Genomic DNA, 14602 nt, shown 5'->3' on the forward strand with positions numbered 1-14602 from the left:
GTCGACGACCACGAAGATCGAGATGATGCCCTCCTCGCCGAGGATGCGGCGGTCCTTGAGCGAGGTCTCCGTGACATCGCCGACCGAGAGGCCGTCCACGTACACGTATCCCGCCTGCACCTTGCCGACGATCTTGGCGATGCCGTCGACCAGGTCCACCACGACACCGTCCTCGGCGATGACGCAACGGTTCTTTGGAACCCCGGTCAGCGCGCCCAACTCGGCGTTGGCGCGCAGATGGCGCCATTCGCCGTGCACCGGCATCAGGTTCTTGGGCTTGCAGATGTTGTAGAAGTACAGCAGCTCGCCGGCCGAGGCGTGGCCGGAGACATGGACCTTGGCGTTCCCCTTGTGGACGACCGTGGCGCCCCATCGCGTCAGTCCGTTGATGACCCGGTAGACCGCGTTCTCATTGCCGGGGATCAGCGAGGAGGCCAGGATCACCGTGTCGCCCTGCACGATGCGGATCTGGTGGTCACGGTTGGCCATCCGGGACAGCGCGGCCATCGGCTCGCCCTGGGAGCCCGTGCAGACGAGCACCACCTCGTAGTCCGGCAGGTCGTCGAGGGTCTTCACGTCCACCACGAGACCGGCCGGCACCCGCAGATAGCCGAGGTCACGGGCGATGCCCATGTTGCGGACCATCGAGCGGCCGACGAAGGCGACCCTGCGCCCGTACTCATGCGCCGCGTCGAGGATCTGCTGGATGCGGTGCACATGACTGGCGAAGCTGGCGACGATGATGCGCTTCTGCGCGTTGCCGAAGACCTGGCGCAGGACGCCGGAGATGTCGCGCTCGGGCGGTACGAATCCGGGGACCTCGGCGTTGGTGGAGTCCACCAGGAGCAGATCGATGCCCTCCTCGCCGAGCTTGGCGAACGCGGGCAGATCCGTGAGCCGGCCGTCGAGCGGCAGCTGGTCCATCTTGAAGTCGCCGGTGTGCACGGCCATGCCGGCGGGGGTGCGGATGGCGACCGCGAGGGCGTCCGGGATGGAGTGGTTGACCGCGATGAACTCGCACTCGAAGGGGCCGATCCGCTCGCGGTGCCCCTCCTCGACCTCGAGGGTGTACGGACGGATCCGGTGCTCCTGGAGCTTCGCCTCGATCAGGGCGAGCGTCAGCTTGGAGCCGATCAGCGGGATGTCGGGCTTCTCGCGGAGCAGGAAGGGGACGCCGCCGATGTGGTCCTCATGGCCGTGGGTGAGGACGATGCCGTCGATGTCGTCGAGACGGTCCCGGATGGATGTGAAGTCCGGCAGGATCAGGTCGACTCCGGGCTGCTCCTCCTCGGGGAAGAGCACCCCGCAGTCGACGATCAGCAGCCGGCCACCGTACTCGAAGACCGTCATGTTCCGGCCGATCTCACCGAGGCCGCCGAGCGGGGTGACGCGCAGACCGCCCTCGGGGAGCTTCGGCGGAGGGCCGAGCTCAGGATGCGGATGACTCAAAAGACTCTCCTCACCACGCACGCCACATGCCCCCTGGGCACATGGCGCGCGTGACATTCGTGCACTTGCTGATGTGTCTGTATGCAGTTGTGAAGTACGAAGGTGCGAGAAATCGCCTCTTTGCTTAGAGCTGTACCCCGCCGGCGGCGAGATCGCGCTTGAGCTGTTCGGTTTCCTCGGCGGTCAACTCGACCAACGGCAGGCGCAGCGGCCCCGCGGGACGGCCCTGGAGGGCGAGCGCGGCCTTGGTCGTGATCACACCCTGGGTGCGGAACATGCCGGTGAAGACCGGCAGCAGCTTCTGGTGGATCTCCGTTGCCTTCGCGACGTCGCCCGCGAGATGGGCCTCGAGCATGGCTCGCAGCTCGGGGCTGACCAGGTGGCCGACCACGGAGACGAAGCCGACCGCGCCGACCGACAGCAGCGGCAGGTTCAGCATGTCGTCGCCGGAGTACCAGGCGAGGCGGGAGCGGGCGATGGCCCAGCTGGCGCGTCCGAGGTCGCCCTTGGCGTCCTTGTTGGCGACGATGCGCGGGTGCTCGGCGAGCCGGACCATGGTCTCGGTGCCGATCGGGACACCGCTGCGGCCCGGGATGTCGTAGAGCATCACCGGCAGACCGGTGGCGTCGGCGATGGCGGTGAAGTGCCGGAGGAGACCCTCCTGCGGCGGCTTGCTGTAGTACGGCGTGACGGCCAGCAGTCCGTGGGCACCGGCCTGCTCGGCGGCGCGAGCGAGCTCCACACTGTGCCGTGTGTCATTGGTGCCCGCTCCGGCCACGACGTGGGCGCGGTCGCCGACCGCCTCCACCACGGCGCGTACGAGCTGGGCTTTCTCCGCATCGCTGGTGGTGGGGGACTCGCCGGTGGTGCCGTTGACGATCAGTCCGTCATTGCCGGTGTCCACCAGATGAGCAGCGAGTCGCTGGGCGCCGTCGAGGTCGAGCGCGCCGTCAGTGGTGAATGGCGTGACCATGGCGGTCAGCACCCGCCCGAAAGGGGTCTGCGATGTGGATGTCGGTGCCATGGGCTCCACGCTACTCGTAGCGCGACCCACGGCGCTCGCTCGGGGCGGCGGACGGAGCGAAGAGATGGGACCCGGCACTGCCTGCTCGGGGGTTCAAGCAGTGCCGGGCCCGTTTGTTCAGCCTAGATGAACTTCTCGAAACGCCGCAATACGGACACTTCGCCCGGTGATCCGTCCGGGGAGCGGGCCCCGGGCCACGGGGCCCGCTACGGAGCCACTCGGCCGTTGGCGTTGAAGGCGGCGTGGGTGAGCGGCATCAGCCGCGCCCAGTGCGCCTCCATCCGCTCCCCCACCATCTCGATCTCCCGCTGCGGGAACGAGGGCACCGCGGCCTGCTCGTGCTGGGTGCGCAGCCCCAGGAAGTGCATCAGCGAGCGGGCGTTGCAGGTGGCGTACATCGAGGAGAACAGGCCGACCGGGAGCACGGCCCTGGCCACCTCGCGGGCCACACCGGCGGCCAGCATCTCCTGGTACGCCTCGTAGGCGTGGCGGTACGCGTCCTCCATGACCCGGCCGGTCAGCTCGTGCTGCGCCGGGGTGCCCTCGACGAACTCGTACTTCCCCGGGCGGCCCTGCTGGACCAGCTTGCGGGCCTCCCCCGGGATGTAGAACACCGGCTCCAGACGGCGGTACCGACCGGACTCCTCGTTGTACGACCAGCCCACGCGGTGCCGCATGAACTCGCGGAAGACGAAGATCGGGGCGCTGATGAAGAAGGTCATCGAGTTGTGCTCGAACGGGCTGCCGTGGCGGTCCCGCATCAGGAAGTTGATCAGCCCCTTGGAGCGCTCCGGGTCCTTGGTGATCTCCTCGAGGGACTGCTCGCCCGCGGTGGACACCCTCGCGGCCCACAGCACATCGGAGTCGGCAGCGCTGTGCTTGACCAGCTCGACGGTCACATCGCTGCGGAAACTGGCCTTCTCGATCTCGGCGGGGATCTCGGTCACCGGGCGGGTCCTTCCATGGTGCGTCGCTCAGGGCGGCGCCCAGCTTACGGGCCACCACCGACAGTCCCGCTCAGCGGAAATTTTTGACTGAAGTCGTCGGATCCGGGCACCCAATCACTCATTCACACGTCCTACACATTGAAGTACTCACGTTCGAGGTTCCAAGGAGAGCCCGCACATGTCCCGCCGGCGAGAGCCCGTTCCGTTCGCCTTCGTCGCCGAAGCCGACCGTTTCCGCAGCAATGTCACCCCACCGCCCCGCCCCCGCGCCACACCGTCCCAGATCGCCGGACGGACCCTGATCGGGCTCACGATCGTCGCGGGGTTCATCGGCTCGCTGATGTTCGGGATACCCGCCCTCGACAGCCAGTCGCACCCCACCCACCAGATCCAGCAGTCAGAGGCGTCCGACGGACGCTGACCGGCACTGGGATAGCCTCACCCAGCACAGGCCCATCCGGACATGTGTGTGAGTGAGGAACTCCCGTGCCCCTGCCCTTCCTGACCGCCGACCGCGCCCGTGACGACGACGCGGCGGCCGGAGCGGACCCGCTCGGCTACGAGGACCCGGACCGCTGGCGCCGTCCCTACCGGCCGGGGCCCTGGAGGGTCGGGGGCGCCGCTCTTCTGCTGCTGCTCGCCTCGTACGTCCTGTTCTCCGCCATGATCATCGCGATGGCGGGATCGCTTCCCGCGGCGGGCGGCTGCGCCGGCGTCGCGGCGCTGATGATCGTGACAGCCGTAAGGCTGGTGCGCAGCGGTGTCGTGGTGAGCCCCCAGGGGCTGCGCCGGATCGGCCTCCTGCGCAGCACCACCGTGCGCTGGCAGGACATCGCCGAGATACGCACGGCTCAGCAGCCGGTCCGCTGGCTGGGCCTGCCGCGCACCGTCCAGGGGCAGGCGCTGCTGCTCCAGCCGGTGCGCGGCGGAGCGCCGGACCTTCTGATCACCAGCCATGACGCCGACTTCCTGGGCCAGGCGGAGAGCTTCAGCAGGGCCGCCGACGCGATCGAGGGCTGGGCCGCCACCCACCGCTGAGCCGTATGGCTGCGGGGCGGCGCCGCCGAACCCGCATGGGCATTCCGCCGCGGGCGGCCCGGGGTCAGCCCCCGGCCGCCCGCACGGGCTTGCCGTCGTGCAGGGCGATGGCGCGCTGCATCGCCTTACGGGCGCGCGCGGTGTCCCGGGCGTCGTGGTACGCCACGGCGAGCCGGAACCAGGACCGCCAGTCGTCCGGCGACTGTTCCGTCTCGGCCCGGCGCTTGGCGAAGACGGCGTCCGCCGAGTCCCGGTCGATCCGCCCGCCGGGCGTCCGCAGCAGCTCGTCGACCGGGAGGCCACCCTCCGCCTCCAGCTCCCGGGCCAGCCGGTCCGCGCTCCGCGCGAACTGCGTGGTCTGCCACAGGAACCAGGCGCCGATGAGGGGCATCACCAGCACCGCCACGCCGAAGACGACCGTGACCGGGGTGCCCTCCCGGATCAGCAGCACCCCGCGGTCGCCGACCAGCACGAAGTAGACGACCAGGACGGCCGCGAGAACGAAATACGTGATCTTTGCGCGCACCGCTGTGCCCTCAGTCCAGATCGAGGAAGTGTTCCAGGCCGAAGGTCAGGCCGGGGGTGGCCACCACGCGGCGGACGCCGAGCAGGATGCCGGGCATGAAGCTGCTGTGGTGGGTGGAGTCATGGCGGATGGTGAGCGTCTCGCCCTCGCCGCCCAGCAGGACCTCCTGATGGGCCAGGAGCCCGCGCAGCCGCACCGAGTGCACCGGCACCCCGTCCACGTCCGCGCCCCGCGCCCCGTCGAGCGCCGTGGCGGTGGCGTCCGGCTGCGGGGCGCAACCGGCCTCCCGCCGGGCCTCGGCGATCATCTGTGCGGTGCGCGCGGCCGTGCCGGAGGGGGCGTCCACCTTGTTGGGGTGGTGCAGCTCGATGACCTCGACCGACTCGAAGAACCGGGCGGCCTGGCGGGCGAACCGCATGGTGAGCACGGCGCCGATGGAGAAGTTCGGCGCGATGAGCACACCGGTGGCCGGCGAGGCGTCGAGCCAGCCGCGCAGCCGCGCCAGGCGCTCGTCCGTCCAGCCGGTGGTGCCGACGACGCCGTGGATGCCGTGGCGGACGCAGAACTCAAGGTTGTCCATCACCGAGGCCGGTTCGGTCAGCTCGACCGCCACCTCGGCGCCCGCCTCGACCAGGGTCTCCAGCCGGTCGCCCCGCCCCAGCGCGGCGACCAGTTCCAGGTCCTCGGCGGCCTCCACGGCTCGTACGGCCTCGGAGCCGATCCGGCCCTTGGCGCCGAGGACGGCCACACGCAGCTTGCTCATCGATCCTGTTTCCTTCGATCCGGGAGGCTGGGACTGACGCACCAACGGGTCAGGCGACGGCCTCGTCGAGACGCGCCGCCTGCTTGTCCTTCAGCGGGCCGATGACGGACAGCGAAGGACGCCGTCCCAGTACATCGCGCGCCACCTCGCGCACCTCGTCCGGGGTGACCGCCGCGATCCGCTCGAGCATGTCGTCCACCGACATCTGCTCGCCCCAGCACAGCTCGCTCTTGCCGATCCGGTTCATCAGCGCGCCGGTGTCCTCCAGGCCCAGCACGGTGGAGCCGGAGAGCTGGCCGACGGCGCGCCGCAGCTCCTCGTCGCTCAGGCCGTTCTCCGCGACCTGGACGAGTTCGTCGCGGCAGATCTTGAGGACGTCGTGCACCTGGTTCGGGCGGCAGCCGGCGTAGACGCCGAAGAGCCCGCAGTCGGCGAAGCTGGAGGTGTAGGAGTAGACGCTGTAGGCGAGCCCGCGCTTCTCCCGGACCTCCTGGAAGAGCCGGGAGCTCATCCCGCCGCCGAGCGCGGTGTTGAGCACCCCGAGCGCCCAGCGGCGGTCGTCGGTGCGCGGGATGCCGGGCATGCCGAGGACGACATGGGCCTGCTCGGTCTTGCGGTTCAGCAGCCCGACCTTGCCGGCCGTACGGATCGCGCGGGTACCGGCGCGCGGGGCGACCGGGACCGCGTCGGTGCGGGACAGGGCGCCCGCCTCGTCGAACGCGGCGTGCACCTGGCGTACGACGTCGTCGTGGTCCACGTTGCCCGCGGCGGCGACGACCAGGTGCGTGGGGTCGTAGTGCTTCCGGTAGAAGCGGGCGATCTGGTCGCGGCCCAGGGCGTTGACGGTGTCGACGGTGCCCAGGACCGGGCGGCCGAGCGGGGTGTCGCCGAGCATGGTGTGGGCGAACAGGTCGTGCACGCAGTCGCCCGGGTCGTCCTCGGTCATCGCGATCTCTTCCAGGACGACACCGCGCTCCGCGTCCACGTCCGCCGCGTTGATCACCGAGCCGGTCAGCATGTCGCAGACGACGTCGATGGCCAGCGGCAGGTCGGTGTCGAGCACCCGCGCGTAGTAGCAGGTGTACTCCTTGGCGGTGAAGGCGTTCATCTCGCCGCCGACCGCGTCGATGGCCGCGGAGATGTCCAGCGCGGTGCGCCGCCGGGTGCCCTTGAAGAGCAGGTGCTCCAGGTAGTGGGTGGCTCCGCCGAGCGTACGGGTCTCGTCGCGCGAGCCGACGTGCGCCCAGATGCCGAAGGTCGCCGAGCGCACGGAGGGGAGGGTCTCGGTGACGACGCGCAGGCCCCCGGGGAGGGTCGTCCTGCGGACCGTGCCGATGCCGTTCTCGCCCTCGAGAAGCGTTTGGGTACGGGCGACGGCCCGCGCCTCCGAGGAGGTGCGGGCCGTCGTGCCGTCGTCGCGGGACGTCACTTGGCGGCTTCGTCCTTCGTCTGGGGCTTGGCCTCGGACTCGTCCGCGTCCGCGCCCTCCTCGTCCTCGAGGACCGGGATGAGGGAGAGCTTGCCGCGCTGGTCGATCTCGGCGATCTCGACCTGGACCTTGGCGCCGACCTTCAGCACGTCCTCGACGTTCTCCACGCGCTTGCCGCCGGCGAGCTTGCGGATCTGCGAGATGTGCAGCAGGCCGTCCTTGCCCGGGAGCAGGGAGACGAACGCACCGAAGGTGGTGGTCTTCACGACCGTGCCCAGGTAGCGCTCGCCGACCTCCGGCATGGTCGGGTTGGCGATGCCGTTGATGGTCGCGCGGGCGGCCTCGGCGGCCGGGCCGTCGGCGGCACCGATGTAGATGGTGCCGTCGTCCTCGATGGTGATGTCGGCGCCGGTGTCCTCCTGGATCTGGTTGATCATCTTGCCCTTGGGGCCGATGACCTCACCGATCTTGTCGACCGGGATCTTCACGGTGATGATCCGCGGCGCGTTGGGGGACATCTCGTCCGGGACGTCGATGGCCTCGTTCATCACATCGAGGATGTGCAGCCGGGCGTCGCGGGCCTGCTTGAGGGCCGCGGCCAGCACGGACGCCGGAATGCCGTCCAGCTTGGTGTCCAGCTGCAGCGCGGTGACGAACTGCTTGGTGCCGGCGACCTTGAAGTCCATGTCGCCGAACGCGTCCTCCGCACCGAGGATGTCGGTGAGGGTGACGTAGTGGGTCTCGCCGTCGATCTCCTGGGAGATCAGGCCCATGGCGATGCCCGCGACCGGGGCCTTCAGCGGCACACCGGCGTTGAGCAGCGACATCGTGGAGGCGCAGACCGACCCCATGGAGGTCGAGCCGTTGGAGCCGAGCGCCTCGGAGACCTGGCGGATGGCGTAGGGGAACTCCTCGCGCGTCGGCAGCACCGGCAGCAGCGCCCGCTCGGCCAGGGCGCCGTGGCCGATCTCGCGGCGCTTGGGGGAGCCGACGCGGCCGGTCTCACCGGTGGAGTACGGCGGGAAGTTGTAGTTGTGCATGTAGCGCTTGCGGGTCTCGGGCGCGAGCGTGTCCAGCTGCTGCTCCATGCGGAGCATGTTCAGCGTGGTGACGCCCAGGATCTGGGTCTCGCCGCGCTCGAACAGCGCCGAGCCGTGGACCCGCGGAATCGCCTCGACCTCGGCGGCGAGCGTACGGATGTCCGTGACGCCGCGGCCGTCGATGCGCTTCTTCTCCTTGATGACGCGCTCGCGCACCACGGCCTTGGTCAGCGCGCGGTACGCCGCGGAGATCTCCTTCTCGCGCCCCTCGAACTGCGGCAGCAGCTTCTCGGCGGCCACGCCCTTGACGCGGTCCAGCTCGGCCTCGCGCTCCTGCTTGCCCGCGATGGTCAGCGCCTGGGCCAGCTCGTCGCGGACGGCGGCGGTGAGCGCCTCCAGGACGTCGTCCTGGTAGTCGAGGAAGATCGGGAACTCGGCGGTCGGCTTGGCGGCCTTGGCGGCGAGGTCGGCCTGCGCCTTGCACAGGACCTTGATGAAGGGCTTCGACGCCTCCAGGCCGGCGGCGACGACCTCCTCGGTGGGAGCCTCGGCGCCGTCCTTGACCAGCTGGATGGTCTTGTCGGTGGCCTCGGCCTCGACCATCATGATCGCGACATCGCCGTCCTCGAGCACCCGGCCGGCGACGACCATGTCGAAGACGGCCTCCTCCAGCTCGGAGTGGGTCGGGAAGGCCACCCACTGGCCCCTGATCAGGGCGACGCGGGTGCCGCCGATGGGGCCGGAGAAGGGCAGCCCGGCGAGCTGGGTGGAGCAGGAGGCGGCGTTGATCGCGACCACGTCGTAGAGGTGGTCGGGGTTGAGCGCCATGATCGTCTCGACGACCTGGATCTCGTTGCGCAGGCCCTTCTTGAAGGACGGGCGCAGCGGACGGTCGATCAGACGGCAGGTGAGGATCGCGTCCTCGGAGGGGCGGCCCTCACGGCGGAAGAACGAGCCGGGGATGCGCCCCGCCGCGTACATCCGCTCCTCGACATCGACCGTGAGCGGGAAGAAGTCGAGCTGGTCCTTGGGGTTCTTGGAAACGGTGGTGGCCGACAGCACCATGGTGTCGTCGTCCAGGTAGGCCACGGCGGAACCGGCGGCCTGACGGGCCAGGCGGCCCGTCTCAAAACGGATGGTGCGGGTGCCGAAGGTGCCGTTGTCGATGACCGCTTCAGCGTAGTGGGTCTCGTTCTCCACCAGGGAAATCTCCTCTTCTGCGTCCCTCGTCCGTGTGACGGTGGACGGTGGTGGAGCAGCGCCCCGGGCCTTACGGGCCGGCGGCCGGGCCGGTCTTCGATCGAAGCCACCGGAATTGCCAGTTCCGGGGGCCACTACCGAGGACCGGCTCCTGTGGCGCCGGTGCGGCGGGAATGAGGCGCTCCTCCTCGTTCGTTATGGCGTTGTTGGGACCAGACTACAAAGCTTCGGCCGTCATATCGACGGCTGTGCGGTCCGGCCCCTACGGTACGTAGCGATGGGCTTACGCACCGGCGCGAAGACCGTACGGGTCAGCTTTGGCTGAAACCGTACGGCGCCGCGTATGGCAAAGGGAGCGGCCCCCGTCGCGGGAACCGCTCCCTCCTCGGCGTCTTACTTGGCGCCCGCCGCACCCCGGCGGATGCCCAGGCGCTCGACCAGCGCACGGAAGCGCGTGATGTCCTTCTTCGCCAGGTACTGCAGCAGGCGGCGGCGCTGGCCGACCAGGAGCAGCAGACCCCGGCGGGAGTGGTGGTCGTGCTTGTGGGTCTTGAGGTGCTCGGTGAGGTCGGAGATGCGGCGCGTGAGCAGCGCGACCTGGACCTCGGGGGAGCCGGTGTCGCCCTCCTTGGTGGCGAACTCGGTCATGATCTGCTTCTTCGTAGCGGCGTCGAGCGACACTCGGTACTCCTTGCTCTCGTCATCAGCCGCCGAGTGCCCCTGGTCGTTGTCTCAGGGGATCTTCCGTGACTCGGGAGGCGGGGTCCGCTGGGCGCTGTCTCCCGAGACTCGATGCCTCCGGGGACGCGTACGCAAACGGCCAGCACACAGAGTACCAGCGTCGGGGGGCCGCGGGGGCCGTGGGTGCGCTGGTGGGGGCGCGGGTGGGGCTAGAAGACCGGCATGGCGGTGAGCGTGCCGTTGTGCAGCATGAAGACGCGGTTGCCGGCCGCGGCCAGCGCCCAGCGGCCCTCGGTGCCCTGAGTGTAGGGCCAGGCGACGCTTCCGCCGCGGATGTCCACCGCCGCGACGCCTCGTGAGCCAGCCTCCCCGGCGCCCGCCCAGACGCTGTTCCCCGCGATCACCGGGGCGTCCCGCGAGCTGTCCTCGGAGGCGAACGTGAGCGTCCAGGCGTCCGTTCCGTCGTCCGTACGGCGGGCTGAGAGATCGGTGGCGTCCACGGCGTAGACGACGTCCTTCGCGACGGCGGGTGCGCTCCAGCCGTGCCCGCCACCACTGGGCTGGGCCCATTTCTTCTCGCCCGTGGACAGCGTGAGCGCGGTAAGGGAGTGGCCGCCCAGGTAGACGGTGCCGTCAGCGACGGCGGGGGTAAGGGCCGTGGTTCCGTGCCGTACGGGTCCCCAGACGGTTTTCCCACGGGCGGCGTCGAGCGCCACGACCTGGCCATCTCCACCGCAGACCACCAGATGGCCGTCGGCCGCCGAGGCCGCCGCCGGGCTCTTCTCGGGGGTCTTCACCGGCGAAGGCACCGTCCACAGGGGCGTATGAGACGTCAGCGCGACGGCGCGCAACTCACCGCCAAGGGTGGCGACGTAGACGGCCTTGTCGTCCACCGCGAGCAGCGTCGCCGCGTCCGCCGTCGGCGCCTTCCACCGCTCCTTGCCGTTCTGGGCATCCAACGCGTGCAGCACGCCCTTGCCGTCGACCGTAAGGACGGTGTTATCGGAGACCGACAGGAGGCGCCCGGTCAGTCCGGCTGCCCGCGAGGTCCAGCGGGCCCGGCCGGTGCGGACAGCGTAGGCCCGCAGACGGCCGCCCTCGGCCGGGGCCACGACGACGTCATGAACGGGAAGCGGGGCGGGCATCCGCGCATCCGCGACTCCGATGGATCCGAGGCTCACGGGGCCCCACAGGGGCGACGGGGCCGTCCCCTCGTTGTAGTGGGCTAGCGGCTCGGCCTCCCAGGGCCGCCCGCCGGCCCCCGCCTCGTCGCCGCGCAGCAGCCACCACGCGACGCCTCCGCCACCCGCCGCGAGCACGGCACCGCCCGCGGCGAGCGTGCCGATGAGCCGCCGCCTGGAGGGGGCCGGCCGGTCGCCGGGCAGGGCGGCCATGCGCCGGGCGTCCGCCTCGCGCCGCGCGATGTCCTGCGCGAGCGGTCCGCTCCTCCAGACCCGGTCCGCGCCCCGGGGCGGCGCCAGCGCCCGGCCGATCCAGTCGAGACCGGGCCGGGCCCCGGCCTCCTTGGCCAGACAGGGCTCGACCAGGGCCCGCAGCGCCCCGGGCACCGCGCCCAGCTCCGGCTCGCCGTGCACCACCTGGTACTGCACGGCGGCCACATGGCCGCCCTCGTAGACCGGCCGGCCGCCCGCCGCGTAGGCGAGGACCACTCCGAGGGAGAACACATCGCCCGCGGGGCCGGTCCGCTGCCCCAGGACCTGCTCGGGCGGGGCGTAGCCGGGGGTGGCGACGGTCTGCCCCGTGGTGGTCAGCGTCAGCCCGTGCTCGGGCCGGGCGATCCCGAAGTCGATGATCCTCGGGCCGCGGGAGGTGAGCACGATGTTGGACGGTTTGAGGTCGCGGTGGACCAGCCCGGCACCGTGGATGTCGTGGAGCGTACGGACGAGCGCGGTTCCCAACGCCCTTACGGCGGGCTCCTCCAGGGCGCCGTACCGCTCCACGGCCTGGTCGAGCGTGGGCCCGGCGAGGAACTCCGTGGCGATCCACGGCCGCCCGCCTTCGGTCTGCGCCGCGAGCACCCGCGCCACCCCGTCGCCCCGCACGGCCTGGGCCGCGTGCGCCTCACGCACGAATCGCTGGGCCATGTGAGGATCGTGAGCCACTTCGGGCCGCAGCACCTTGATCGCCGCGATCCGGCCCTCGGAATCCCGCCCCAGGTAGACCTGGCCCATGCCGCCCGCGCCGAGCACGCCGGTGAGGCGGTACGGGCCGAGGCGCAGCGGATCGCCGGTGCCGAGAGGGTTCATGGACGGAGGCTCCTAGAGGTGGAACGGCACGATGGGACGAGTCCGGGTCCCGGTCATTCGAGGGGGATGGCGCATACGGTTGAGCCGCCCGCGATGATCAGCTGGCCGGCACCCCGATGGACGGTCATGGTGGGGTTGAGCGAGGCCATGGCGGCGCCGGGGCCCTGGAACGTCCAGGCCGCCTTGTGGCCGCGGATGTCGATGGCCGCCGCCCATTGGTCGGTGCCGACGTCGGGGAAGGCGTAGAGGTACCTCTTACCGAGGGCGGGCGGAGGCTGGAAGTTGAGCGCGGGGCCTGTGCCTTTCTTCTGCTCCCACAGCAGCTTTCCGCTCTTGGCGTCCACGGCGACCAGGCCGGTTCCCGTCTCCAGGCTGTAGACCACGCCGTCCTTGAGCAGGGGCGGCCCGTATCGCGCGGAGTCCGGCTCGTCTTCGTCGCCGGCCTTACGGCCCTCGCCGAACCGCCAGGCGACCTCGCCGTCAGCGAGCCGTACGGCGAGGAGGTCCTTTCCGCCGGTGTAGAGGAGCCCGCCCGAGAAGGTGTGGCGCTGTGTCCCCGGAAGGATTCGGTAGCTCTCCTTGGCCAGCATCTTCGACCAGCGGCGCCTGCCGTCGGCGGCGCCGACCACGGTGACCCGCTCGCGGAAGGAGAACAGGAGCGAAGCGCCCGCGGGGGTCGCGAGCGGGTCCTGGAACTCGGGGGTGTCGCTGGCCCGGCGCCATCGCTCCTCCCCCGTGCGCGCGTCGATGGCCACACGCACAAGGCCCTTACCGCTCGTCCCTTCCAGGAAGACCGCGTCCGATGTGGCGGCGAGCAGCCGTACGTCGTCGACCTCCAGGTCCTTGACCGTGGCGAGCGGCGTCCGGAAGTTGCCCGTCCCAGGATCCACCGGGGCGATCCGGACATGATCCGCGCTGGAGTCACAGGCGAGCAGCCGCCGGCCGTCGGAGACGGCGTGCTGTGCCTTCGTCACGAGGTCGTTGGCGCCGCGCCTGGCTCCGGTGTCGGCGTCAATCCAGTACAGCCCGGTGTCGGCGATGATCGCGGTGTGGTTCCCGGCGAGGAGGACCGCGCATTCGGCCATGGATGTGGTGGAGGGCGGGGTGAACTTCCAGGACATGCGCGGCGGGGTGCCAGGCGGACGTGTGGGGGAGGCGGGCGCCGGAGCCGCGGTACCGCTCGCACCGTCGTCAGGGCGGAGCCAGGCCCAAGTGGCGGCAGCCGCGACGGCCGCGACGGCTCCGCCCCCTCCGATCGTGACGGCCTTACGGCGGGAGATCCCGGACGGCCCGCGCGACCGGCCCACACCGGCCGTGGTCTCCTCCTCCACGGGCGCGGGCGTCCTGGACGGCTGGATCTCCCATACGGCCGTCCCCAGCCGGGCAATCTCCGCCAGGACCGGGTCCGGCAGATGATCGGCGAAGTGGCCTCCCCCGACGTGCAGCAGTGGCCCCAGCTCGGCTGTGCCGGGCCGCTGCCGGGGATCCTTGGCGAAGCACGGCTCCAGTACTGTGCGCAATCCCCCCGGCAGTCCGGACAGGTCGGGGTCGGTGTACCGCACCCGGTAGAGCAGATCGGCGGGCTGTCCGCCGCCGAAGGGCGGGCGGCCGGTGGCCGCGAAGACGAGCACTCCGGCGAGGGCGAACACATCGCCCGCGGCGGTGTGTTCACCACCGGAGACCTGTTCGGGCGACATGTAGGCGGGCGTTCCGGCCGCCGCGCCCGTACGGGTGAGTCGGTCGTCGCCCACCGCGCGGGCGATGCCGAAGTCGATGACCTTGGGGCCGAGCGCGGTCAGCAGGATGTTGGAGGGCTTGAGGTCGCGGTGGACCACATCGGACCGGTGCAGTTGGGCGAGCGCCTCGCACAGGGCGGCTCCCAGCGCCCGTACGGCTCGTTCGGGCAGGGCGCCACAGAGCGCGACCGCGTCGTCCAGTGGCGGGCCGAGGACGTATTCAGTGGCGAGCCAGGGGGTCGGGGCGAGCGTGTCCGCGTCGATGACCTGCGCTCCGTGCCGTCCACCGATGACCCGCGCGGCGTCGGTCTCCAGCCGGAAGCGGGTGCGGAACTCCGCCTCCGCCGCGAACCGCGCGTGCATGGTCTTCAGCGCGACCGTACGGCCACCGGATGAGCGTCCCAGGTACACCGTGCCCATCCCGCCGCTGCCGAGCCGGGCGACGAGGGTGTACGGACCGAGGCGCTGGGGGTCGTCATGGGTGAGGGGATGGGCCATCGGT

General features: G+C 70.8%; 12 protein-coding genes (1 of these 12 cut by a window edge). 2 read left to right on the plus strand and 10 right to left on the minus strand.

Annotation, left to right across the window (positions count from 1 at the left end):
• From ACZ6TD_RS15090 to thyX, 3 genes are all read right to left on the minus strand, one after another.
• Window positions 1–1449, minus strand: the 5' portion of a protein-coding gene (locus ACZ6TD_RS15090) for a ribonuclease J (protein WP_471354308.1). 237 nt of this gene lie to the left of the window's left edge; the window shows 1449 of its 1686 coding nt (coding positions 1–1449); its start codon is at window positions 1447–1449; the stop codon falls past the left edge of the window.
• Between the two features lie 124 nt (window positions 1450–1573).
• Entirely contained in the window at window positions 1574–2473 is a 900-nt protein-coding gene (dapA, locus tag ACZ6TD_RS15095; protein WP_471354310.1) for a 4-hydroxy-tetrahydrodipicolinate synthase, read from the minus strand.
• A 206-nt stretch (window positions 2474–2679) separates the two neighbouring features.
• Window positions 2680–3420, minus strand: a complete 741-nt coding sequence (gene thyX / locus ACZ6TD_RS15100; RefSeq protein WP_471354312.1) for an FAD-dependent thymidylate synthase — start codon at window positions 3418–3420, stop codon at window positions 2680–2682.
• 178 nt (window positions 3421–3598) lie between these two features.
• Here thyX and ACZ6TD_RS15105 point away from each other — a divergent pair, with 178 nt between their 5' ends.
• Together ACZ6TD_RS15105 and ACZ6TD_RS15110 are read left to right on the plus strand one after the other, a co-directional pair.
• Entirely contained in the window at window positions 3599–3841 is a 243-nt protein-coding gene (locus tag ACZ6TD_RS15105; RefSeq protein ID WP_137979829.1) for a hypothetical protein, read from the plus strand.
• Window positions 3842–3906: 65 nt separating this feature from the next.
• Entirely contained in the window at window positions 3907–4458 is a 552-nt protein-coding gene (locus ACZ6TD_RS15110; RefSeq protein WP_471354315.1) for a PH domain-containing protein, read from the plus strand.
• Between the two features lie 64 nt (window positions 4459–4522).
• On the opposite strand, the gene ACZ6TD_RS15115 is transcribed toward ACZ6TD_RS15110, so the two are convergent.
• From ACZ6TD_RS15115 to ACZ6TD_RS15145, 7 genes are all read right to left on the minus strand, one after another.
• Entirely contained in the window at window positions 4523–4984 is a 462-nt protein-coding gene (locus tag ACZ6TD_RS15115) for a hypothetical protein (RefSeq protein WP_471354317.1), read from the minus strand.
• Between the two features lie 10 nt (window positions 4985–4994).
• On the minus strand, window positions 4995–5747 hold the full coding sequence (gene dapB / locus ACZ6TD_RS15120; protein ID WP_471354318.1) for a 4-hydroxy-tetrahydrodipicolinate reductase: 753 nt from the start codon (window positions 5745–5747) through the stop codon (window positions 4995–4997).
• A 49-nt stretch (window positions 5748–5796) separates the two neighbouring features.
• The gene (locus tag ACZ6TD_RS15125) at window positions 5797–7176 is read right to left on the minus strand and encodes a M16 family metallopeptidase (RefSeq protein WP_471354320.1); all 1380 of its coding nucleotides are present in this window, start codon (window positions 7174–7176) and stop codon (window positions 5797–5799) included.
• The gene (locus ACZ6TD_RS15130; RefSeq protein WP_471354322.1) at window positions 7173–9416 is read right to left on the minus strand and encodes a polyribonucleotide nucleotidyltransferase; all 2244 of its coding nucleotides are present in this window, start codon (window positions 9414–9416) and stop codon (window positions 7173–7175) included. Before ACZ6TD_RS15130 ends, ACZ6TD_RS15125 begins: the two co-directional genes overlap by 4 nt.
• 393 nt (window positions 9417–9809) lie before the next feature.
• A complete protein-coding gene (gene rpsO, locus ACZ6TD_RS15135; RefSeq protein WP_020868053.1) occupies window positions 9810–10097 on the minus strand; it encodes a 30S ribosomal protein S15 in 288 nt (95 codons plus the stop codon).
• Window positions 10098–10306: 209 nt separating this feature from the next.
• Window positions 10307–12364, minus strand: coding sequence for a protein kinase domain-containing protein (locus ACZ6TD_RS15140; RefSeq protein ID WP_471354323.1), 2058 nt, complete (start codon window positions 12362–12364; stop codon window positions 10307–10309).
• Window positions 12365–12417: 53 nt separating this feature from the next.
• On the minus strand, window positions 12418–14598 hold the full coding sequence (locus ACZ6TD_RS15145; protein WP_471354325.1) for a protein kinase domain-containing protein: 2181 nt from the start codon (window positions 14596–14598) through the stop codon (window positions 12418–12420).
• Between the last annotated feature and the right edge of the window lie 4 nt (window positions 14599–14602).

The sequence above is a fragment of the Streptomyces yongxingensis genome (assembly GCF_055597465.1).

What these genes read in the sequence shown, in the direction of transcription:
- dapB (WP_471354318.1), bottom strand. Translation starts at nt 5,747, where the DNA reads ATGAGCAAGCTGCGTGTGGCCGTCCTCGGCGCCAAGGGCCGGATCGGC.
- ACZ6TD_RS15145 (WP_471354325.1), bottom strand. Translation starts at nt 14,598, where the DNA reads ATGGCCCATCCCCTCACCCATGACGACCCCCAGCGCCTCGGTCCGTAC.
- dapA (WP_471354310.1), bottom strand. Translation starts at nt 2,473, where the DNA reads ATGGCACCGACATCCACATCGCAGACCCCTTTCGGGCGGGTGCTGACC.
- ACZ6TD_RS15140 (WP_471354323.1), bottom strand. Translation starts at nt 12,364, where the DNA reads ATGAACCCTCTCGGCACCGGCGATCCGCTGCGCCTCGGCCCGTACCGC.
- ACZ6TD_RS15105 (WP_137979829.1), top strand. Translation starts at nt 3,599, where the DNA reads ATGTCCCGCCGGCGAGAGCCCGTTCCGTTCGCCTTCGTCGCCGAAGCC.